Source organism: Sphingobacteriales bacterium (assembly GCA_012517435.1).
Classification (GTDB): Bacteria; Bacteroidota; Bacteroidia; order CAILMK01; family JAAYUY01; genus JAAYUY01.
Genome location: JAAYUY010000119.1, coordinates 1 through 23223 on the forward strand (window position 1 = coordinate 1; position 23223 = coordinate 23223).

Below are 23223 nucleotides of genomic sequence, written 5' to 3' on the forward strand. Positions count from 1 at the left end.
AGCTCCCCTCTCTTTTTGAAAGAGAGGGGCCGGGGGTGAGTTAGGTTTATCAAAAAAAATTTTGGGATACAAAAAGTTTCCTGCTTTCAGATAGTAAAGCCATTATTTGATTTGAGTATCATTCAAAAAAGAATAATGTTATAATTCTTCCGAAAACCACTCATCAACAGCGGTTTTTTCATAGTCCCATCCGCTGATGTGCCTGAATTCATTTGAGGTTTCATCGTATTGATAATCAGATGCCCATGCTTTATGATTTTCGGCAAGCTGACGTATTGCATCACAGATGAAAAAGATTTCTTCATTGGTCATTACCGGATGAATCGAAAAACGTATCCAGCCCGGTTTTGCCGAGAGTTCTCCTTTCATGACCCTCTCCTGAATCTGGTCGGAAAGTTCTTTTGAAAGTTCAAAAAGATAATGTCCGTAAGTACCTGCACAAACACAGCCACCCCTTGTCTGAATACCAAAACGGTCGCTGAGAAGTTTTACACCGAGATTATAGTGCAGGTCTTCAATATAAAAGGAGATGACCCCCAGTCTTTTTCTGTGATTTTCGGCAAGCAGGTGAAGATTGGGAATTTTTCCGAGTTCAGTAAAAATGATGTCAAGCATTTCTTCTTCCCTTTCGAGCATCTTTTCAATACCCATTTGTTCTTTCAACCGGATGGCAAGGGCAGCTTTGATGGTTTGAAGAAAGGCAGGTGTTCCTCCGTCTTCCCTGAGCTCAATATCATCATAATATATTCTGTCGCCCCAGGCATCGGTCCAGGTAACTGTTCCGCCACCGGGAGAATCTGGTACACGGTTATGGTAGAGGTTCCTGTCAAAAACAAGGATACCACTGCTTCCCGGACCGCCCAGAAATTTGTGTGGGGAAAAATAAATGGCATCAAATTTTTCTTCCGGTTTATCCGTGTGCATGCGAATGTCAGCATAAGGTGCGGAACACGCATAATCGACAAAACAATAACCTCCGATCTGATGCATATAAACGGCTATTTCACGACAACAGGGTTGAATACCGGTTACATTGGAACAGGCTGTGATGGCCGCATATTTTACCATCCGATCTTTATATTTTTCGGCAGTTTCCCTGAATTTTTCAAAACAAACCAGTCCGTTATCATCTGGAGGAATCACCACTACATCTGCTATGGTTTCCTGCCATGAAGTATGATTGCTGTGATGTTCCATGTGTGTTACAAATACTACAGGTCTTTCATTCTCAGGGATTTGTATTTTTTCTAACCATTGGTCGGGAATTCTGAGTCCCAGAATACGCTGAAACTTATTGACTACCCTTGTCATGCCTGATCCGTAGGAGAGCACAATGTCATTCGGCCCGGCATGAACATGCTCCTTGATGATTTGTTTTGCCTGCTGATAAGCATAAGTCATCAATGTACCGGTTGCAGAGCTTTCGGTGTGAGTATTAGCTACAAAAGGGCCTATTTCTTCAGAAATAAGTTTTTCAATGGGTTTATACAGACGTCCGCTGGCTGTCCAGTCAGCATAAATGAGGTTTATTTTTCCGTAAGGTGTCCTCAGTTTTTGCTTATATCCAATGATATTTTTTCGAAAGGGTTTGAAATAGGCTTCCAGGCTGGTTAATTCCTTTTCTTTACTCATATTCGGCTTTCAGATTATCTGGCAAAAGTAAGCAGAATTTACATCAGACTAAACGATTACACCTGAGCTATACCTGATGTATAAATAACTGATAATCAAATTTAATTTAAAATACCGGCTTTGATGTTTAAAAACAGTAAAGTTGACATATTGCAAAAAATAAATATTTATGTAATTTTGCAGCAGAAAAAAAGATTAAAAAAATACATCCATGAAAGTAACCATAGTCGGTGCAGGTAATGTAGGAGCAACCTGCGCAAAAGTACTTGCTAACAATGAGGTAGCAGATGACATCATACTGATTGATATCAAAAAAGGTATTGCCGAAGGGAAAGCCCTCGACATGTGGGAAACCTCTCCGATATTATTGTATGATACCAAAACCACAGGTTATACAAACGATTATGCCAAGACTTATGATTCTGAGGTGGTAGTCATCACGTCAGGTGTTCCGCGTTCCCCCGGCATGAGCCGTGACGACCTGATTTCCATCAATGCCAAGATTGTCAAGGAAGTTACCGAGCAGGTAATCCGTTATTCACCCCGGGCAAAAATTATTGTCGTTTCCAATCCACTCGATGTCATGACCTATACAGCTTACCTGGCTGCACGTGTTCCCTCAAAACGGGTATTTGGCATGGCAGGAGTGCTCGATACGGCTCGTTTCAAATCGTTCATTGCACTGGAGCTCAATGTTTCACCAAAAGAAATCAACTCAGTTTTAATGGGCGGGCATGGCGATACCATGGTGCCTTTACCCAGATACACTACTGTTGGAGGTATTCCCATCACTGAACTGATGTCGGAGGGACAAATCAATGCCATTGTTGACCGTACTGTAAACGGAGGTGCCGAACTGGTAAACCTGATGGGTACTTCTGCCTGGTATGCTCCGGGTGCTGCTGCTGCCCTCATGGTTGAAACCGTGCTCAGAAACCAAAGGCGTATTCTTCCTGTGAGTGCCTGGTTGCAGGGCGAATATGGTATTCAGGATATTTATTTTGGTGTTCCGACCGTCCTTGGCAGAAATGGGGTTGAGGAAATTATTGAATTAAAACTGAATAAGAAAGAAATGGAGCTGGTGAAAAAATCAGCTGAAGCAGTGAAAACCCTGCACCGTGTGCTCGATGGCATGAAATTATTCTGAAATCTTTTTTATTTCCCCGAAATTCCACTGTTTTAAAGGAATGTGAATATCTGAACAACTTTTGTTCAATCGTTTTGCCTTATGTTCGCCTCTCGTTAAAAGCAGGAATAATAATAAATAACAATAGTTTTGGACGAAATGGATGTATCGGGCGAAAGCAGTTTTAATAACAAAGAAAAAGAAGCGGAAAAGACTGAGATTTCAGGTATAAACAAGCCGGGAACACTGGCAACAGTCGGGGAGCTGTATAAAGACTGGTTTCTTGATTATTCCTCTTATGTCATTCTTGAGCGTGCTGTCCCTGCACTCGAAGATGGTTTGAAGCCTGTTCAGCGAAGAATACTTCATGCCATGCAGGAAACTGATGACGGAAGATTTAACAAAGTTGCCAACATCATCGGAAATACCATGCAATATCATCCGCATGGAGATGCTTCTATATCAGATGCTATCATCAATCTCGGACAAAAAAATCTGCTGATAGAAACGCAGGGGAACTGGGGTGATGTCGTTACAGGAGATGCTGCAGCTGCTTCACGTTATATTGAAGCACGTTTATCGAAATTTGCCAAAGAGGTGGTCTTCAATCCTGAAACTACTGTTTGGCAACTCTCCTATGATGGAAGAAAAAAAGAGCCTGTTCACCTGCCGGTCAAATTCCCGTTGTTGCTTGCTCTTGGAGCCGATGGCATTGCAGTCGGTTTATCAACCAAAATATTGCCCCATAATTTTATTGAACTCATTAAAGCCTCCATTGCCTACCTGAGAGGCCGCGAATACGAACTCCTTCCGGATTTCCCAACCAATGGCATGGCCGATTTTACCAGCTACAACCAGGGAAGAAGGGGAGGGAGAGTACGTATCCGTTCCAAAATTGAAATTGTGGATAAAAAAACACTGGCTATCCGCAATGTTCCGTTTTCTGTTACTACCGGACAGCTTATAGAATCCATCATTAAAGCCAATGAAAACGGTAAGATAAAAATCAAGCAGGTAATCGACAATACCGCCCGGGACGTGGAAATTCTTGTAGAGCTGCAAAAAGGGATTTCCCCCGATGTAACCATCGATGCCTTATATGCCTTTACCGATTGTGAAATTTCCATTTCTCCCAATGCTTGCTGTATTTTTCAGGATAAGCCGAGGTTCATGAGCGTCAATGAGATACTTGAATACTCGACCAACCGCACTGTAGATTTGCTCAGGCAGGAACTTGAGATAAAAAAGTTTGCTCTTCTTGAAAAATGGCACTTTTTATCACTGGAAAAGATTTTTATTGAAAAAAGAATATACCGGAAAATTGAGGAATGTACAACATGGGAAGCAGTACTTGAAGCCATCGATAAGGGGCTGCAACCCTACATACGTCACCTGAAACGCGAGGTAACACAGGATGATATTGTACGTCTGACAGAAATTAAAATCAAGAGAATTTCAAAATATGACAGTTTTAAGGCTGATGAATCTTTAAAAGATATTGAAAATCAGCTTGCTGAAACAGAGTATCACCTGAATCATCTCATCGACTATGCAGTGGCATATTTTGAAGAGCTGCTGAAAAAATACGGAAAAGGAAAGGAAAGGAAAACAGAAATAAGGACTTTCGATACCATTGAAGCTAAAAATGTAGCTGCACCCAGTAAAAAGCTGTATGTCAACAGGGAAGAGGGATTTTTTGGCTTCGGGCTTAAAAAAGAAGAACCGGTGGGCGAGTGTTCCGACCTTGACGATATCATTACTTTCCGCAGGGATGGAAAATATTCGGTTCAGAAAGTTGATGAGAAGGTTTTTGCCGGAAAAGACATCATGCTGATTGATGTTTTCAGGAAGGATGATGAAAGGAGGACTTACAATCTCGTTTATCTTGATGGAAAGACAAAAAATGCCATGGTGAAACGTTTTAAAGTTACTTCCATCACCAGAGACAAAATTTATGATGTAACCAAAGGGAATCCGGGTTCAAGAATTTTATATATCACTGATAATCCGATGGGTGAAACCGAGGTCATCACCGTTTATCTTACCCAGGGTTGTAAGGCCAGAAAAAAAATATTTGATTTTGATTTTGCCTCAATTGAAATAAAAAACAAAGGCTCACAAGGTAACATTCTCACCCGTTATCCCATCAGAAGGATTGTGCAGAAATCGGTTGATACGTCAAATGTCATCAGCATTGATGTGTGGTACGATGAATATGTCGGGAAACTTAACACCAAAGAAATAGGCAGGCATCTCGGAAAATTTACCCCTGAGGATTTAATCATTTCAATAACCAACGATGGCTATTATGAAATCAAGCCTTTCGACCTGAACATCCGCTTTGATATTGATAAAGTGATATTTGTGGAAAAATTTATCCCTGAACGTCCATTGACAATAGTTTATTATCATGGCGAGGTAAAAACATGGTTTGCAAAGAGATTTATTATCGAAACCCTGAGAAACAACACCCCATACAGAATAGTTCCGGAACACAGGGATTCCAAAATTCAGTTTGCTTCTTATGGCGATCGTACAATCATCAAAATCAATACAGTAAATAAAAAATCAGAACAGAAAAGCAGCGAAACCATTGAACTTTCTGAAAGCATCGAACTGATGAAGTGGAAAGCAATCGGCAAGAAACTCCATAAAGATCAGATTTTATCAGTAAAACTGGTGGACATTATTTTTGAAGAAAATACTGAGAATGAAGAGGTTGTTGACGAAAACCCCGTTGAAACAGAGGTAGCTAAACAGGAAGAACCTGACTCCGGAAAAAGCGGAAGGCAAATGCTTGGGGAACAATTAAGCTTGTTTTAGTCAGCTTTGATTTTCTCAGAGAGATAGATCCACTTGAATACCATCACCAAAGGGATTTGGAAATATTCTGATGCCCTATTTATTTTTAAAATAATCCGATTGCGGGTAAAGGATTGCGGGTTCTGTGATACATCTTGCGGCTTCCGGATTACTGGCTTGTTTGCCCATAGAGAAGACCATTAATGCATACTTCATGACTGCCTGCTTTTAGTGTTAAGATATTATTAAATTTTTCTGACAGGCCAATAAGACTGATCAGTTTGCCGGAATATCGAAAAATCATTTATGTTTAACTCTGATATTGATGCGGAATTTTGGTTAAAAATACCTGAAGAAGTCCTGAAGGGATGCTATGATGGTAACATTTTCCAATAATCTTTTTGAGATGTATCTTCAGATTAGTTTAAATTAGAATAACTTTGCTGCAATTTTTAAAACCAACATATCAGCAGGGAATGAGCATAGAAGAAAGAAAACAGCAAATCATTGAAGAATTCAATGTTTTTGACGACTGGATGGACAGATACGACTATTTGATTGAAGAAGGAAAAAAGCTAAAACCACTTGATAACCAGTATAAAACAGACGAATTTCTGATAAAAGGCTGCCAGTCGAGGGTATGGTTGGTCGCTCAGTTGAATAAGGATGGTAAAATTGAATTTCAGGCTGATAGCGATGCCATCATCACCAAAGGAATGATTGCCCTGTTAATACGGGTGTATTCAAACCAGAAGCCGGAAGAAGTAGCCAAGGCTGATATAGCATTTCTGGATCAGATAGGGTTAAAAGATCAGCTGTCGCCCACACGCTCCAATGGTTTGCTTTCAATGGTCAGCCAGATGAGATTCTATGCCTCTGCATTTGCGGAAAAAAATCAGAGAAAATGATGAAAAAAGATGAACTGAAAGATAAAGTTACGGAAGTACTTAAAACTGTCTATGATCCCGAGATTCCGGTCAATATATATGAGCTTGGACTGATATACGAACTTCAGACTGACGATGAAGGCAAGGTAAAAATAATCATGACATTAACGGCTCCGGCCTGTCCGATTGCCGAGGATATTGTGAAAGAAGTCAGGGAAAAAGTTAGTGCATTGGAAGGAGTAACTGAAGCAGATGTTGAGCTGACTTTTGAGCCACCCTGGGACATGAGTAAGATGTCGCTGGAAGCCAAGATTGAACTGGGATTTATTTAGAAAGTCGCTTTCGGGGCTTTTCCCTTCCCCAGACTAACTTTGACATAATACCATCCGAAATTTAAAGAAAGCGATTGCATGGAAAGAGGATTGAAAAAGCCTGTGATGTTGTCGGTGATGACATAAAAATTAGAACCAAAAATACGCCAGGTGATGCCCGCACCAATCTTGGCATTGCCCCTCGAATTGAGTGTCATCGAGGTGGTAAAACTTAGAATATTCCCAAAACGATGCTGATAAAGCAGCGAATAGCTCATGTAATTGTAATACTTGTAAAAACGGTTGTAAAGAACAAAACCCAGCCGGTCATGTTGAGTCAGGTCGTAGGAGGCAGTCAGGTATAGTTTCGGATTCAGTCCTGTGGTAAAAGGCTCATAATTTTTTGAAAACCTGAATTTCTCCAGCAGGGTATCGGTCATTATTTTCAGAGTACTATCGCTGAAATTAAAGCTAAAGGTGGAGTCAATTTTAATCCCTTCAAATTTAATTTGTTGATTTTCAATAAAATATGACTTCGTATTTTTAGTCCAATGAATATAACCCAGGTCGAGAAGGCTTGCCGATAATTTGAGTTTATCGTTGAATTTGTAAGTTCCTCCTAAATCCAAACCCAATCCTCTGTTCCCGAAAGTCAGAACATCTTTTGCCGAATGGATGGATATACCATTGGTGTCAACAGGTGCGGCAATTTTTATTTTTAAGGAATAATCGGCTGTCAGCCAGTAGGTAGTAGTATCAACTTTTAAGGTGATATCAGAAGTGGCGGTTTTAAAATTCATGAGTCCCTGGAGGTATTTAACATGTGCTCCTAACGAAAATTTATCGGCAAAAGCACGACTCCAGCCGATAGCATATTCATTGTAATTGATAAAATCAACCCCCATGCCACTGAAATCGGCAAAAGAGCCGATAAACTGGGCATTTCCTTTCCATGCTATAGAAAAGAGATCACGGGGATAGCGGGCTTCAATCCATGTTTTATTGGTCAGAAAAAATGAAAAATAATTCTTTTTAATCTTTAAGGAAGTGGAGATAATCTCAAAATCAGATTCAAAGTTGACGAAATTAAGTCTGTCGAGTTTTGACAGAAAAATTCCGGGCGTTATGTATAAGGTATCATTGCTCCGATCTGCCATAATGTTTTTCAGAGAAAAATTCGTATTGTATTCTGTAAACCAGTTGGCCATGGGAATACCGAGCGTAAACCTGTATTCGGGATAAAGAGAAGGGTTTGATTGACCTGAAAGCGGAATGTGACTGATAAAATGACGGGTTATTCCCTGAGCATTCAGATTCAGGGAAAGAATGAAGAAGAGTAGAAATGCTGATAAATTCTTCAATATCAAATGTTTATAAGTCAATTTTAAGTTTAATGTAAATACTCGTGAAAATTTCAAGGCGATTGGAAGCATAGATTTTAACATTTACGTTTCCATTGTTCAGTGTGGATGCCTGCGCCCTGATAATAATTTTCTTAAAATCAGGATTGGCATCGAGAATATCTTTGTTTAAAGTAAAGCTAGTCAGGGCTTGAGAGGCTTTAATAACTTTGCCTGAATCATCTACCTGCCCCGACTTGATCAGCATGGATGAAGAGGTAACCAGCGAATCAAGGATATTGCGTGAAGTATCTGCAAGATAAAACTGAAGTCCGAAATCAATTGGAATTTCATTTTTGGAGAGCACATTGAGCTGAATATGCTCGATAATGCTCATATCAATGGAATCAAGATTGACATCAAATTCTACCCTGTAATCTTTTGCTTTGCCATAAAGTGGCAACTCAAGTACTATGTCGGCAGTGAGATAACTGCTGTCGGTGGCAAAATTGTTTCTGTTCTTACCTGTTGCATTGGTAGTGATGTCAAGGTCGGAAACAAAGTTAGAGGGAGCCATATTGGTCAGTTCCCTGACATTTGAATTCTGATAAGTAGCCAGAAACAAAGTATAGCTTTTCTTTCCTACCTCTTGTAAGGAAGGATAATTCAAATCGATGGGTGCTGACAAAACCGAGCCAGTCAGTTGTTTGGAATAAATACCACTTTGGGCAGAGATGTCAGGAGGTTGTATGCGGATGGGAATGCCGGCAGAATTGTTGAAATGAATATATATTTTTGGGTCAAAGAACTGTATCTTGTTGGCTTCTACATTTTTAAACAAATCAAGTAGCATGGAGTCAGGCGTATAAACTATGTTGTGAACACCCAGAAACCCTTCAATGTATGAGAATTCGATGTCATCAAAACTGATGCTGATATTGAAGGCATCTGTTTTCCGGATGTAATAGGAATTCGGGTTCAGTGTGATGATATAATTGACAATAATGGTATTTTCAGAAATCCCGCCTTTGGAAAGGTCGAAATAGCAACCGCTCAGGTCGAAGGTATCATAGGTGAAAGTTTCTCCGGCAGGTTGAAAAGAAAAAGCGACATTATGAATAAAATCACTTCCGTTTTTCAGTTTTGCATCATTGATTTTAATATCAATATCACCTGATTTTCTGAATGTTGACCTTAATCTGACAATTAATTTTCCCGACTTGATTTTAAGTTTTGTGATTTCTTCACCATTGTTGAAGTTAAAAACATGCTCTGTCTGATCAGATAAATAAACAGGTAAGGTAACCCTGACACTATCATTCGAAGTAGCGTATTTAAAAGGACCGGTAGTAAAGGTTTGCATGGGAACCCTGACATAATCCCGCAAATAGGCTTTGTAGGGATGTCCGTGATAGATAAGTCTCATGAATTTATCCGGATCAATTTGGGCGAGGCTGTCCTGATTGGCAAACCTTAGCATATCCATTAATGAAGCATTCACATGGGCCACAGGAACCGCAAATGCCGGATTATAAGGATCTTTGACTTTGATTTTCTTTATTCCCTTAAAATCATCGAGACATGAAGCCAGAAGCAGGGGAATAATCAGCATTAAAACAACCGGAGCACCAATATTTTTAAGTGCTGAGAATTTTTTTTGTTTATCTGACATCAGCTGTATTTATGACGCTATTTTTGAAGGCAATAAAAATACCAAAAGAAATCAGGGAAGTTGATATATCTTCGCTTTTGACAATTAATGACTCTATGAAAAAAAATTTCACCTTTATTTTATCAGGATTATTGTACCTGCATTTTGCTCAGGCACAGGAGATAACCATCCTTCAGGCAAGGAAGAAGGCAGAAGGGGATACTGTGGTCATCAGGGGTATTATTACTGCTGATGAATTTGGGAATCAGAAATATTTACAGGATCCAACCGCTGGAATTGCCATATATTCTGATCTTACGGCAGGTTTGGTGAAAGGGGATAGTGTTATGATCAGCGGGATTATCAAAAACTATTACGGAGAACTGGAACTGAGTCCTGTGGTTTCTTTTCAGCTTATCAGCCAGGGGAATCAGCTCCCTTTGCCAAAGGTATTGAATTTTAATACCGGATTTACAGAAACTTATGCCGGACAACTGCTCAGGTTTAATGATGCAAACTTTACTGTTTCGGGAAGCTTTGAGGCTGGCACCAGTGGAAAAAACTATAAAATTTACCAGAATGGGGTGGAAAAAGAAGTCAGGATCAAGCCTCAAACCAATCTGCCGGGTAAAGCTATTCCATCCGGTAAGTTTGACATTATCGGAATCATGAGTCATTATAAAAGCGGAAGCACCGACATTTATCAACTCCTACCCAGAGGTTTCAGTGATATTATTATTCTGAAAGGTCCTGTCATAGAATCGGGGCCTGTTCAAAGTGATATTCAGCAAAATTCATTTACAGTTAGTTTTACTACCCGTGAAGCTGGAAATACGATAGTCCGGTATGGTTTGACCAAACAACTTGAACTTCCTGAAATCAGTAACCCGGTCGTGAAAACAATCCATGAAATGACATTGACAGGTCTTTCACCTGCTACCTTTTATTATGTGCAGGTTGCTTCAGTAAAGGGAAATGACACCTCTTTCAGCGGGATTTATTATTATTCTACTGCTTCCAATTCATCAGGTAAGATTAAGGTTTACTTCAACAATCCGGTCAATACTTCTTTTGCGAGCCTTAGTCAGGCAAAGTACCTGAACAAAAGCATTGACGATACACTGGTAGCTTATATCAACCGTGCTGAGCAAAGCATTGACATGGCTATTTATAATATTGATAATCAAAATCTTAGCAGTAATATTTCACAGGCACTGAATGCAGCATATCAAAGGGGAGTCAGGGTCAGAATAATAGGAGATGGAAGTACTACTAACAATGGTCTTAAAGAAATTTCGGGACCAATTGTCGTGAAAAGCCCTCAGGGTGCAAATTATGGAATCATGCACAACAAGTTTATCGTCATTGATGCAGAGCATTCCAACCCTGACAAATGTTTTGTCTGGACAGGTTCCACCAATCTGACTGACAATCAGATTCATAACGATCCGAACAACGTTATTGTAATAAATGATCAGGCTCTTGCAAGGGCTTATACCCTTGAATTTGAAGAAATGTGGGGATCAAAAACTGCCTATCCGAATGCAGTGAATGCAAAATTCGGGAAGTTTAAAACTGACAATACGCCTCATCTCTTCAACGTGGGTGGAACTACAGTCGAATTGTATTTCAGCCCGAGCGATCAGGTCAATACGCGGATTATTAATTTTCTGAAAACAGCAGAAGAAGATATTTATTTTGCCTTGTACACCTTTACCCGTACGGAAATTGCCAATCAGATCATATACAGGAAAAATGCAGGAGCCTATACCGCAGGTATTTTTGGTGATGTTGGGGGAAGTAGTTCTGCTGCTTATGATGTTTTACAGCCTGCCCTTGGCGACAGCCTGATAAAAGTTTACAGCAAAAGCAATATTTTTCACCATAAGTACTGTGTCATTGACCAAAGTAATCCTTACAGCGATCCACAGGTATTGACCGGCTCCCACAACTGGAGCAAATCAGCTGATGAAAGCAATGATGAAAATACCTTAATTGTTCATTCTCAGGAGGTAGCCAACTGGTATCTTCAGGAATGGGCACAACGCTTTATGGATGAAGGTGGAAAAGTATTTATTGGTTTTGAACCAATGGATCTGTCAATACCGACTTCCTTCTCTGCATGTATTTTCGGAAATAAACTGATGATTCATTCAAATTCAGCTGAAAGTGGGCAGTTTCAACTTAATTTATATGACCTGCAGGGTAAATTGGTTTTTCAGTCCGCCTTTGAAGTATCAGAAGGAAATACTGCCAGACAATTCATCCTTCCTGAACTATCTGGCAGTATATATTTACTTAATATTCAGAATCTTACATCATCATATCAGATAAAGCTTATCAGCAGGTAAGCTATTTGGTTGCTGCTTCAAGTCGTTTCATAATAGAGAAAATAAACAAAGCCGACAGGAGACAACAGGCAATGAAAATTGCCCATAGCTGCCAGAGTTCGAGTTTCCCCCAGAAAACACTGCCCACGACAAGGAGTTTGTTCCCGGTTGCCGTAGCCAGCAGCCAGCCTCCCTGCATCAGACCTTGAAAACGTGCAGGTGCAACCTTTGAAACAAAAGAAAGTCCCATCGGGCTAAGGAAAAGCTCTGCAACGGTCAGTACCAGATAGCTCGAAATAAGCCAGTAAGGAACTACCCTCGAAGAATCCGGAACCGGATTAAACTTGATATTGCCTGCTTCATCAACATATTGAAGGGTGTGAGGGCTGATCAGGTCGATACTGGCAATCAGAATAATGACAAAACCAATAGCGGCAATAATCATCCCGATACCAATTTTTCTCGGGGTGGTCGGTTCCTTGTCTTTCTTTTTCAACCAGGCAAATACTGCCATGACAGGAAATGTCAGCGAAACAATGAACAGCGGATTAAAGGACTGAAAAACTTCAGGAGCAATCGGATTTGAAGTGTTGTAACCTTTTATAAAATAATAGGTAAGAAATCCAAGACCGATAAACATAACTGCTCCGATAAGTTTAGTAGTCAGTTTTTTATTGAAAACAAGCAGGAGTAGCCCGGCAATAGCTCCAATAAATACAAGCAGTGATTCGAGATTGAAAAACAGAAAAGTAAAAGGCCCGACTTCCTTAACAGTATAATCTCTGGCGAAATAGGTGAGCGTTAATCCATTCTGATGGAAAGACATCCAGAAGAAAATCACCACGATAAACACAAGCAGTAGAGATGAAACTCTTGATCTTTCTTCTTTTGTGGAGGTTTGAAGAATCCATGCCACGAAAACGGCAAAAAGTCCGAAAGCGAAGGAAATGTCAATATTTTTTGAAGCGAGATAGATTAAAAAGGAAATGGCAACGCCAATAATCAGGGAGAGTATGATAGCAACAGGTTGCTTTTTCAAGTCGAACTGAGGAGCAGAAGCAGAGCCGGCTGCTTTTGAAGCCCTTTCTTTTCGAGGCAGATGCTTGTTAAAAATGATATAAACAAGTAGTGAAATTACCATTGCACCGGCAGCGATGGCAAAAGCATAATTATAACCACGAGAAAAAGCCTCGAGATATTGATCAGCAAAAGCAGATAAATCTGAAACAGCATGACCGCTTGCTTTATCGGCAGCCGTTTGAAGGGCATTCAGGTCGGCCAGTTCTCCTCTTTTAAAAGCATGGCATATAGCAGGAAGGCTTCCGTCATGAATAAAACCCTGTGTTTTAAGATACCAGTTACGGATACCGGTGGCGGCAAAAGGTGCAAAAAAGGCTCCCACATTGATTCCCATATAAAATATCATGTAAGCGGAATCTCTTAATGATGAATATTTAGGGTCATCATACATTTGCCCGACCACTGCCTGCAGGTTGCCTTTGAAAAGTCCGTTACCAAATGCAATGGTAAACAAGCCAATCAGTGTAAAGGTGAGTGACATTCCTGGAACAGAAACAATCACATAACCGGTAAACATAACGATAATACCAATCAAAATGACCAGTTTATACCTGTTTGTAGCATCGGCAATAATGCCACCAACCAGGGCCAGCGCATAAATGGCAAAGTAGAACCAGCTGTAATAACTGCCAGCCTGCTCTTCACTTAGTCCGTATTTGGCCTGAAGAAATAAAACAAGTATGGCCATCATGGTATAAAAACCGAAGCGTTCGCCCATATTGGAAAAAAACGCTACCAATAGTCCTCTCGGATGATTTTTAAGCATAATTGTTTGATTTTTAATGGTGAATAATAACTTATCAGCGTTTGCAAAAATATGGTAAAAAATATTTTGCCAAATAAAAATTAATCTGGTGCAACCCGTCTGATATTTACTTGTCATTATCAGCAAAAAATCGAGATGAGAAAAATATTGTTTTTATTTTTGGCAGCTATCCTTTTTTTCGGCTTGCCTTTTAGCCTGCTGGCACAGAAATCTGATATTGAAACCATTTTTCAGAAAGGAAAAACCCATTACAATGCTTATGTTAGTTCATCACTGATGTTTTCTCCATTAACAGAAAGAGTGCATCTTAATTCGGCTCTTTCGCTCGGATTAATCATTAACAGGAACAGTTTCTTCGGTGTTTACAGAACAAATACCAACTCCTTGATTTATGGAAAAGTACTTGATAATCAGTTGAAAGATCCATTGATACACCAGTTTTACCATAGTGGAATTGAGTTTGAGTATGTAGTAAATCCCTTGCATCTGATCAATTTTGGGGCAGGTGTAAAAATGGGGACAGGCCGGTTGGTATTGAATCCGGACCCGGATTATGACCGGCATTATAACGTGGACGACCACTTTCTTTCCATGATTCCTTCCCTGCATGCCTCCATTAACCTGTTTGAATGGATGAAGCTGCGTTTTAATGCTTCATATCGAATGATATATGGGATCAATACTTCTATCAGACCCTGGGGATCTGCAAATTCAATCAATTATGATAGCAAGGATTTCTGCAGGCCTGAATTCAGCATTTCCCTGGTAGTCGGTGGCTTAAACGACAAATCTTTCAGTAAAAACTAATCAGAAGAAAATACCTTTGCTGAACCCGGGATGGTGAAATGGAAGTTGCTTCCTTCGCCTTCCCGGCTTTCAAACCAAATCCTGCCATGATGTTGTTCAATAAACTCCTTGCACAAAATCAGGCCAATACCGGTTCCTTTTTCATCCTGAGTGCCCGTTGTACTATAATTAAGACCTGAAACAAAAAGCTTATTTTTCTCAGATTCTGCTATTCCTTTTCCTTTATCACTTACTGTAAGAGTAATAAAATCACCGGTTTTTTCAGCCTTTATGGTGATACTGCCATCAGGATAGGAAAATTTAATTGCATTCGACACGAGATTGCGGATAACAGACTCCAGCATGTTTTCGTCTGCAAAAACCTTTAGATTTGGAGGATAATCGAGCAGGATGTCTATGTTTTTAGATTCAGCCTGTACCTGAATGACGGTAAGAACATTTTTAGTAAAGGATTTTAATGGTATCATCACAGGGTTCATGCTGAGTTTTCCGGCCTGAATGCGTGACCATTCCAGCAGATTTAATATCAGGTTGTGTGTATTTTCGCTTACTCTGTAGATGGTAGTGGCAATGTCGCTCAGTTGTTCATCACCATAATTTTCGGATTCTTCCAGTAAAAATCGGGAAAGTCCCAGAATGGTGCTTACAGGGCCTTTTAAATCATGGGCAATTAGGGAAAAGAATTTCTTTTTTACTTCAATTTCCTGCAGATATTCAGTTTCTCTTTTTTTTAGCTCGGTGATGTCGGAAAGGATAAATAACCTGCAGGTTTCATTGGTTTTATTGTCACAGAAAAGAGATGATTGTACAGTAAAATGATATGTAGTCTGTCCGGTATTAAAAAAAACCTCCTTTGGGCCAGGTGGGTTGTCAAAACCTGTATTCGTTTTAAATAGTTCATCAAAAGATTTTCCGGTGGCCAGCTCTTTTGTCAGTCCGGTGAGCGACAGCAAAGAGTCTGAAATATCCAGTATCAGATGATTGTGGTCAGTAAAGAAATACAAAATATCTTTACTGAGTTTTTTATAAAAATCAATGATCTCATGGATATTTCCCGTATTCATTTCCAGTTCCATAAGATTTATTTAAAAAGAAGTAATTGATTTGAATGGGCAATATAATTTCAGAGCAAATGTAAGATTTTTATAAATCTGTTTTTTTTCGTAAAACAGATTTTTTAATATGGATAATATGCCCTCTGCCAAGACCTTTTACCTCGCATCCCAGCTCAAAATATTCTCTGATTTCAGCATCAGTGAGAATACCAAAACAGTCGATGACGGCAAGGGGATTGGTTGCCCAATCAACAATTAAAGAGGGTTTCAGGTTAAGGTATTGTGCGTGAGGAACGGCAAAGATGATGGCATCACATCCATGAACGGCTTCCTGAAGATTTTTCTGCACTTTCAGTGTTTCGAGGCCTTCCTGATTTCTGAAAAACCTTTTCCATGAATGAGGCTCTTCTTCCGGATTGTTTTGGTTTTCAAATTCCCACCAGCTTTCCACATAAGGGTCGTGAACACTGACCCATGCCCCCATCTCAGTTAATCGCCTGACAACCAGCTCACTGCCGCTATAACGTGTATCTCCGACATCTTGCCTGTAGCTGGCTCCGCAAACAAGAACCCGGCTGCCGGCAATGTATTTGTCAAGGTTGCGAAGGGCATCGCGGGTAAGTTCTGCCACATGAAGTGCCCTGGTGTCATTCGTGTCAATAGCCAGAGGAGTCATTTTGAATACATTGTCGCCATCGTCAAAAGCAAGAATATGTTTATAAGCCCAATATCCAAGACCTCCGTCTTTTGGCAGGCAATATCCACCCACGCCCGGTCCGGGGAACATGATGTTGGAATGTGTCGGACGCATTTTAATTGCTTTATACACTTTTATCAGATCCACGCCATTTCTTTCGGCAAATAAACTCCACTCGTTCATGAAAGCCAATATGGTGGCACGGTAGGAGTTTTCAACGATTTTTGTCGTTTCAGATTCAATCGGACGGTCCATCACTGTCAGTGGAAAATCTTTGGTATTCAACACTTCCCTTAAAAACTTTTCCACTCTTTCCCTGGCTTCTTCATTACATCCGGAGCATACACGCCAGAAATCCCTGATACTGCTGACGTATTCCTTGCCGGGCATTACCCTTTCGAAGCTGTGTGCCAGCAATGGCACTTCATTAATTCCACGCTTCAGAAATTCTTTCTTTAAGATGGGCCAGGCTATATATTCCGTTGTGCCGGGTGCTACGGTGGTTTCTATCAATGTCAGGCATTTAGGTGGTATTTTTTCCCCGATGGTTCTCAGAGTGGCGACCAAAGCGGCCATATCGGTTTCACCGCTTTTCATATTCCCCAGTTCATTCTTCTTAAAATCGCACTGTACATCTACCACTACACAATCAGCCAGTTTGAGACAATCAGGATTATAAGTGGCAATAAAAGTTTTTTTCAGATTAACAGTCCTTTCAATAATTGCATTTACCTCCGGGTCTTCAGCCTTAACAGGAGACTTCCCCTGATTGATAACAGGTATTTTCCAGTAACTTCTCGGACTTGGACGCTGACAGCCGATGACGAATTTAGAGGATTTCCCGTCTGTTTCTGTATCTGCCACAATTGCAGCCATCACAACTCCAACAAAACCAAGCCCCATAACGACTACTATTTCCTTTCCCTCACTTTTAGCCTTGTCGGCATCAGCTTTAAGTTTTTCGTATTCTGCAGCATAATCTTCCTTTGCAGGCAGGGGGTATTTAATTCCCTCAGGTGAAACGGATTCCTTTTTCATATTTCCAGTTAATTTTGTTAGTTAAACTTAAACGTTGATTTTTTGAGGCGGTAAATTTAGGAATATTCATCAAAATCCCTAAAAAAAGAAAAACGTTTCCGTAACAATGACGAAAACGCTTTTCAATTCGCAGCAGTACAAACTAAATATTAATGTAGAATAATTTTGGTGGTTTCTATATGTTGGCCGTTAATGATCTGCACAATCACAATTCCTGCACTGGTAGTGAGCTGATGTTTGACAAGGCTGTTGTCGAGCCTGAATTTATCAATAAGTTTACCATTCAGGTCGAAGATGTTTACCATCGCATTGATTTCAGGATTTTCAGCCGACAGGATGAGATATTTTCCCTGTGCTGAGTAAACCTTTACTGTTTTATGAGTGTTTTCTTCCTGAATACCAGTTACATTTTTCTCTTCAGCGCTTATTTTCTGGACTTTTCCGAAATGGAGGATAAAACGATTTTCCTGATCATCAAGTTTTGCGTAATAGGTATAATTTCCCTTTTTCATGTCGGTAATAATTCCTGTCATCTGATCTTCAAGAAATATATCTGTCTGATAATCAAAGTTTTCAAGTTTTATTTCGATGGAATGCTGATTTTCTGCCAATACTTTCGTAAACAATGGAATTGAAAGTGATTGTGTTTGAAAGGGTAAAGAGTTGACGGAAAGAGGACCTTCCGGGCAGGTTGAATAAATCATGCTTCCCTGTCCTGATTCTGTAAAAAACTTACTGGCATCAAAGTGAGCATCAAAATTTCCGGTTGCCTCATCTGAAAAACGAATGACAGCCTCGTCAGAAAATGCGGCTGCTTTGCAAATTACCCTGACTGTATTTTCAGCAGTATTTGCTGCCCTGTATTTGGTGTTATCGTTTACCCTTATATCATTGCTCATCTGAAGATATCCGGTAGAATAACCTGAACTTACCCTAACCCAAAACCCTTGTGTGGCTGGGATATAACGGCTTCCACCATTTGAACCTACTCCATTTACGTAAGACATATAATTTCCCTGGCCGTTATTAAGATTCGGGTCCCAGATATAGATAGCATCATCCAGATTTGATTTTTGCCATCCGTTTGCATCCCAGTCAATGGCGGAAGGATAAGGATTGCCGACAAAATTGAATCCATCATGCTGGCGTGTCAGTGAATCCAATAAAAAAGTCCCTGTATTTAATCCACCGTTGTAAATGATGGTTTTATCACTGTTTTTGACGTAAGCATCATATCCGATACCTGGTGTTAGGGCGACATCATTCCCTATTTTTTTCCATGCCACTTTTGTCCCCTGTGCTCCGCTTGGTTCATCGTAATTATACAAAGCCATACCCCAGAAAACATTGGAAGTAGCATCTTCAATGGGCACGGAATTGTAATGCCATTTGTCTTTGGTAATGTATTTTTTAAAAGTAACATTCTGGCCTTTGCTTCCTGAATATGTGATATTGCCGTTATCAATGAAATTACCCGTGCGGCAGCTTGTGTCGGACTCAAAAATAAGTACACCTGAAATGCCCGTATTGCCGTGGGCACGTAGTGTGTTTCCCGGGTTAATCGTTAGCGTTGTGCCATTATCAATCGTCAGGGCTTCACATTCAGCATAGTATTCATTGGTGGATACACCAATTACACAATTTCTGGAAGCACCGTACTTAATTCTGACCGGAATTTTAGCATTAGGCGACCAGCCGGCAAACCAGTTTTGTGCGTTTGACCAGTCTGTAGAGATGGTTCCCAGCCATGCATGTGCCAACGGAGCATTTTCAGTTGACCATGTTGGAGAATTGAAAAGTTTTGCATCACAATCAGATAAAACTGCTGTTGCAGTTGCACCTGTCGGATTAAATGTAATTGTAGGAGCAGAGGTATAACCACTGCCTGCATTGGTCAGATTAATAGCGTTGACTGACCATGTTGCATTAAACATTGCTCCGCTACCGCTTCCACCTGAAACATTAAAAGGATTGGATGGCAATGAAGAATAAGCGCCTGCATTATATATTGTTGCACCTGTAATAGGACCTCTTCTGCCAGAAACACTTGTTACATCTATTTGGGCACGGGTTGTATAAGTCCCCCCATCTACATTCAGATAATCAGTTGACCTGTAATTTGTCCCACCATTATAAAGTGTTAATGTTGCCATTTTTAACACTGCACTTGCTGAAGCTCCTGATCCTCCACCACCGCTGATGGTTACGGTAGGTGTTGTGGTGTAGCTCCCACCCGACTCAACGACTATATGGTCAATAATGGATGGAGCATGATTTAAAAGAGTATTGCCTGAGCCTTCTTCAAAATCATAATAGGCTACCAGTCCGCTCTCGCTGCCTGTGAGCTGTTTGTACATGTTTTCCCTGATTTCAGTCTGCGTACGTGTAGTATTCCAAACCCTGACTTCATCTATTTTCCCGTCAAATGGTCTTTTTGGGGGTTCTGTATAACATTGTGAGCCAATGTTTAATCCTCCGGTATAGGCTGTGGGCATTACTGAATTTGTCCTTGAATTGTCCAGATTACCATTGACATAAATATACATATTGGTGGAGTTCCATGCAATGGCCACATGGTACCACTCACCGGCAACAAAATTTGTATTTGAAATTAATTTGTTCCATGTTGTCCCTTCCGTTCCGTTTGAATGTCCGAGTACGAAGCAGAGTTTATTGTATTGGCCTGTTCCCCAGTAAAACTGAAGAGAATATTCTTCATCAGAATAATCGGTGGCATCTCCTTTATGTACAATGCCGGCAGCAATTTTAAATACATCGACATTTATCCATGCCTCAACAGTGCCGCTTGTTGACAGGTTCAATATCGAACTCCCATCAGTATGAGCAATGTCGTCATAACCATCGAAGTTTATACTTCCATCTTGTGCTTTCAGGCTTACTGAAAGTAGGATAAGCATCAAACAGCTTATCAGATAAGCAATCATTCTTGAGTTCATAGCACAGCGAATTTTAATACAGCAACTGTAAATCCGCTGAGTAAAAAAAAAGTTACTTGTTTTTTTAAAAAATACTGAAAATCAATATGATAGAAGGATAGAATCTGAAATTACGCTAAGTAAATAACTAATTTCTGAAGTATTGAATCTTTTGAATTTCCATGTTATCGTCACCTGAGAATTTAACCAGATAGGTTCCTGATGAGACTTCCTTCCCGGGAATCCAATAATTTGTTCCATCTTCCAGAACCTGAATTTTTTTCCCGAAAACATCGAAGATTTCTATGGTTTTTACCCATGGTGATCTGATAAACCGGCATTTATCACTGAATGGATTGGGGAAAGCTATACATGCATTATTATCAGGCTGAAAATCAATACTTTGATAAACTGCATTATTCAGTAATTCACCGGTCAGTTCAAGTTGCTGATAATTGACAGTTGCTTCCTGATTGGAGAATATCACGTACCATTTTCCTGCTGCAGGAAGGGGCAGATACAGATTTCCGCTGTTGAAATATTTTACCGGAAAATAATAATCAAAGGCTTCTTTATTCTGAAATTTCAGGTAATTTGCCTCATTCAGCAAAAAGAAAGTAATATTGCCATCGCTGTCGTTTCGGAAAGCAAACTGACTTTTTTGAACATCTTCATCATAAATACCGGCAACAATGTTTTTTGAGGTAAAATTTACATGGACTCCATAATTGGCATCGGGAGGAAGCTTCTGTAAATTCCCATAGGTTAATTCAGGCATCTGCTTATCTGAATAAACAGCGCTGGCCTGATAAGTTTGTCCGCTTACCGCATTAGTCTGATTAATGACGTAGGCGTTTGACTGGTCGGGAAGATAGCCGAATTTCGGATGATAAACCTGAAAGGCATATTTTTTACCTGCACCAACAGTAATTTTTGCTGTCCCGGTGTGGTCTGTCCATATCCAGCCAATTTTTGATACCCATCCGGATGAATATGGCCCCGGACTGCACCAAAGAATAATCTTTGCTCCGTCAACTGCCTTTCCGTTTTTGTCAACCACCGTAAATTCAAGATTACATAGCTTTGTGGAATATTCAGCTGTATGATTAATACGGTACCCATCGGGGCGGGTACCCTGAACTACGGAAGTTGTCCACGAATAGCTACCACCTTTCATCAGATTGGTTATACCGGCAAAGGAAGGATTAATCACCTCGCTGAAACCACCCCTGAAAAATTCAAAATGATACCATTTGTCGTTGTCATAAACTGAACCAAAAGCATGGTCTTCGCCATTGGTATTGAGATGAATAATGGGGATCAGGGCGGTGCGGCAGGCAGCAACGATTAGCAAAGCATCTTCGTGGCAGTTGCCGTCATGTTCAAAAATAATCTGATTGGGTTCAAATGGGCGGTTGTCTTTGGCATCAATGGGAATCGCACGTGAAGCCCAGTTGCCGATAACATCAAGAGCATGGTCAGTGGGGTCGAAGCTTCTTTTAAACGGGAAATAGGTTTGATTTCTGTCCCATAACACTTTTGGCATTTTAATCAGATCACCGAAACGCTGTATGGTATCGATACTACCTTTTGGCGTAGTGATGTTTACTTTTGTATAGTCGAAGGTTTTAACCGGATTGTTCCATAAATACTGACGCCAGAAATATCCGTAAGTCCTGAATTGTGTGCTGCTGGTCAGATCCTGCTCATAAACACCTTCCCGGTCAAGTTTTGGCATAACCACATACCAGTAATAAATATCCCTTGGAATTTCGTACCAAATGGTGTCGTTTCCTGATTTGATGCGATATTTGGTGGTGGTGTAGTAATCTCTGGATGAAAAACTGCCATGCTCAACAATTTTTACATATTGCAGGGAATCAGCACATTTATAAAGAAACAAGGCGTTATCAGTCAGAAGGTTCAGGGTGGCACGGAAACGAGTGTCGCGAAGGGTTTCGGTAGAAAGGTTAGCTATCTGAAAAGCAACTTCGTCCACTACTTTTTCGGGGGCATTCAGAATAAGTTGGGCAAAATCATCGTCAAGAGCATATTTCCTTAATTTTCTAAACTGACGGTGCAGGTCAGCAGAAAGCCAGGCAGGTGCACGGTCGATTGCCTGATAGGCTTTGATATCGAGTGTATAATTAGGTTTAATAAAAGAAATGGTTTTGGCATCCGTATTTAACTCCAGTGCAGCATATTCGTCAGGGAAAAGTATTTCATTTGCTTTAACTGTTGCCAGAACTTCATTTGAGAATTCCTGTTTCTGGTCAATTCTGATCGATTTTACGGGGAGGAACGGTATTGTTACCACAGGTGGTTCAATGATATTACCAATGTTGTAGTCTTCAATGAAAACAATTCCCTTGCTTTGATTTTCATCAGGCCTTGATAGTTTCTGTCCCAGACAAATTGCAGAAATATTTACGAGCAATATCAGTATTATCAGCTTTTTCATTACAAATTCTTTTTTGCAAATATGCAGGATTTTTTTGAAATTTCTTTAATGGCAACGGGAATAGTTATCCCTCCAAAAATGCAGGAATATGTAATAATAGCCGGAATAAATCATGTGTTTCGAGCAAAGTTTTCTGTGTTCGCTGTTCCGCATTCCGGGTTTTTATGCCTACTGACAAATACCATCTTTTAAACAGCTGCGGGTTGCTTGCTGTTCTCTTCAATTTCGGTCATGGTCATTTTGTATCATCCTCCGTTATTACCGGTTTTGTCTGAAGAAATGCATCAAAGCAAAAGTGAGACAT

Annotated in this window: 14 protein-coding genes; 6 read left to right on the forward strand and 8 right to left on the reverse strand. The window is 40.2% G+C overall.

Features of this window, described 5'->3' with window-relative positions; all coding sequences use genetic code 11:
* Positions 1 to 138 precede the first annotated feature (138 nt).
* Positions 139 to 1632 (reverse strand): aminotransferase class V-fold PLP-dependent enzyme, encoded by a 1494-nt coding sequence (locus tag GX437_06875; GenBank protein ID NLJ07374.1) that lies wholly within the window; start codon positions 1630 to 1632, stop codon positions 139 to 141.
* Positions 1633 to 1843: 211 nt separating this feature from the next.
* Between GX437_06875 and mdh the strand changes: the two genes are divergently transcribed.
* From mdh to GX437_06895, 4 genes are all read left to right on the forward strand, one after another.
* Positions 1844 to 2779 carry a malate dehydrogenase gene (gene mdh / locus GX437_06880; protein NLJ07375.1) on the forward strand — a complete coding sequence of 312 codons (936 nt, stop codon included), beginning with the start codon at positions 1844 to 1846 and terminating at the stop codon, positions 2777 to 2779.
* A gap of 138 nt (positions 2780 to 2917) precedes the next feature.
* Positions 2918 to 5581, forward strand: a complete 2664-nt coding sequence (locus GX437_06885; GenBank protein NLJ07376.1) for a DNA gyrase/topoisomerase IV subunit A — start codon at positions 2918 to 2920, stop codon at positions 5579 to 5581.
* Positions 5582 to 6036: 455 nt separating this feature from the next.
* Positions 6037 to 6468: a SufE family protein gene (locus tag GX437_06890; GenBank protein NLJ07377.1), complete on the forward strand. Its 432-nt coding sequence runs from the start codon at positions 6037 to 6039 to the stop codon at positions 6466 to 6468.
* Positions 6468 to 6779 carry a DUF59 domain-containing protein gene (locus tag GX437_06895; protein ID NLJ07378.1) on the forward strand — a complete coding sequence of 104 codons (312 nt, stop codon included), beginning with the start codon at positions 6468 to 6470 and terminating at the stop codon, positions 6777 to 6779. Before GX437_06890 ends, GX437_06895 begins: the two co-directional genes overlap by 1 nt.
* Here GX437_06895 and GX437_06900 read toward each other — a convergent pair.
* Both GX437_06900 and GX437_06905 read right to left on the reverse strand, forming a co-directional pair.
* A complete protein-coding gene (locus tag GX437_06900; GenBank protein ID NLJ07379.1) occupies positions 6776 to 8119 on the reverse strand; it encodes a hypothetical protein in 1344 nt (447 codons plus the stop codon). The genes GX437_06895 and GX437_06900 overlap by 4 nt on opposite strands.
* Before the next feature lie 10 nt (positions 8120 to 8129).
* Complete coding sequence (locus GX437_06905; GenBank protein ID NLJ07380.1) at positions 8130 to 9770, reverse strand: hypothetical protein; 1641 nt, start codon at positions 9768 to 9770, stop codon at positions 8130 to 8132.
* Positions 9771 to 9865: 95 nt separating this feature from the next.
* On the opposite strand from GX437_06905, the gene GX437_06910 reads away from it, so the two are divergent.
* Positions 9866 to 12100 carry a hypothetical protein gene (locus GX437_06910; protein ID NLJ07381.1) on the forward strand — a complete coding sequence of 745 codons (2235 nt, stop codon included), beginning with the start codon at positions 9866 to 9868 and terminating at the stop codon, positions 12098 to 12100.
* Position 12101: 1 nt separating this feature from the next.
* Here the strand turns inward: GX437_06910 and GX437_06915 are convergent, their stop codons facing one another.
* A complete protein-coding gene (locus GX437_06915) occupies positions 12102 to 13925 on the reverse strand; it encodes a peptide MFS transporter (protein NLJ07382.1) in 1824 nt (607 codons plus the stop codon).
* Between the two features lie 135 nt (positions 13926 to 14060).
* On the opposite strand from GX437_06915, the gene GX437_06920 reads away from it, so the two are divergent.
* A complete protein-coding gene (locus GX437_06920) occupies positions 14061 to 14732 on the forward strand; it encodes a hypothetical protein (GenBank protein NLJ07383.1) in 672 nt (223 codons plus the stop codon).
* Here the strand turns inward: GX437_06920 and GX437_06925 are convergent.
* The 4 genes from GX437_06925 to GX437_06940 all read right to left on the reverse strand — a co-directional run bounded on the left by GX437_06925 (position 14729) and on the right by GX437_06940 (position 22919).
* The gene (locus GX437_06925; GenBank protein NLJ07384.1) at positions 14729 to 15808 is read right to left on the reverse strand and encodes a PAS domain-containing sensor histidine kinase; all 1080 of its coding nucleotides are present in this window, start codon (positions 15806 to 15808) and stop codon (positions 14729 to 14731) included. The genes GX437_06920 and GX437_06925 overlap by 4 nt on opposite strands.
* Positions 15809 to 15875: 67 nt before the next feature.
* The gene (locus GX437_06930; GenBank protein ID NLJ07385.1) at positions 15876 to 17522 is read right to left on the reverse strand and encodes a nucleotide sugar dehydrogenase; all 1647 of its coding nucleotides are present in this window, start codon (positions 17520 to 17522) and stop codon (positions 15876 to 15878) included.
* 149 nt (positions 17523 to 17671) lie between these two features.
* A complete protein-coding gene (locus GX437_06935) occupies positions 17672 to 20479 on the reverse strand; it encodes a T9SS type A sorting domain-containing protein (protein NLJ07386.1) in 2808 nt (935 codons plus the stop codon).
* Positions 20480 to 20606: 127 nt separating this feature from the next.
* The gene (locus GX437_06940) at positions 20607 to 22919 is read right to left on the reverse strand and encodes a T9SS type A sorting domain-containing protein (GenBank protein NLJ07387.1); all 2313 of its coding nucleotides are present in this window, start codon (positions 22917 to 22919) and stop codon (positions 20607 to 20609) included.
* Between the last annotated feature and the right edge of the window lie 304 nt (positions 22920 to 23223).

Coding starts and splice junctions, on each gene's coding strand:
- GX437_06890 (NLJ07377.1), top strand. CDS start 6,037: ATGAGCATAGAAGAAAGAAAACAGCAAATCATTGAAGAATTCAATGTT.
- GX437_06940 (NLJ07387.1), bottom strand. CDS start 22,919: ATGAAAAAGCTGATAATACTGATATTGCTCGTAAATATTTCTGCAATT.
- GX437_06895 (NLJ07378.1), top strand. CDS start 6,468: ATGAAAAAAGATGAACTGAAAGATAAAGTTACGGAAGTACTTAAAACT.
- GX437_06920 (NLJ07383.1), top strand. CDS start 14,061: ATGAGAAAAATATTGTTTTTATTTTTGGCAGCTATCCTTTTTTTCGGC.
- GX437_06875 (NLJ07374.1), bottom strand. CDS start 1,632: ATGAGTAAAGAAAAGGAATTAACCAGCCTGGAAGCCTATTTCAAACCC.
- mdh (NLJ07375.1), top strand. CDS start 1,844: ATGAAAGTAACCATAGTCGGTGCAGGTAATGTAGGAGCAACCTGCGCA.
- GX437_06915 (NLJ07382.1), bottom strand. CDS start 13,925: ATGCTTAAAAATCATCCGAGAGGACTATTGGTAGCGTTTTTTTCCAAT.
- GX437_06885 (NLJ07376.1), top strand. CDS start 2,918: ATGGATGTATCGGGCGAAAGCAGTTTTAATAACAAAGAAAAAGAAGCG.
- GX437_06935 (NLJ07386.1), bottom strand. CDS start 20,479: ATGAACTCAAGAATGATTGCTTATCTGATAAGCTGTTTGATGCTTATC.
- GX437_06930 (NLJ07385.1), bottom strand. CDS start 17,522: ATGAAAAAGGAATCCGTTTCACCTGAGGGAATTAAATACCCCCTGCCT.
- GX437_06910 (NLJ07381.1), top strand. CDS start 9,866: ATGAAAAAAAATTTCACCTTTATTTTATCAGGATTATTGTACCTGCAT.
- GX437_06925 (NLJ07384.1), bottom strand. CDS start 15,808: ATGGAACTGGAAATGAATACGGGAAATATCCATGAGATCATTGATTTT.
- GX437_06905 (NLJ07380.1), bottom strand. CDS start 9,770: ATGTCAGATAAACAAAAAAAATTCTCAGCACTTAAAAATATTGGTGCT.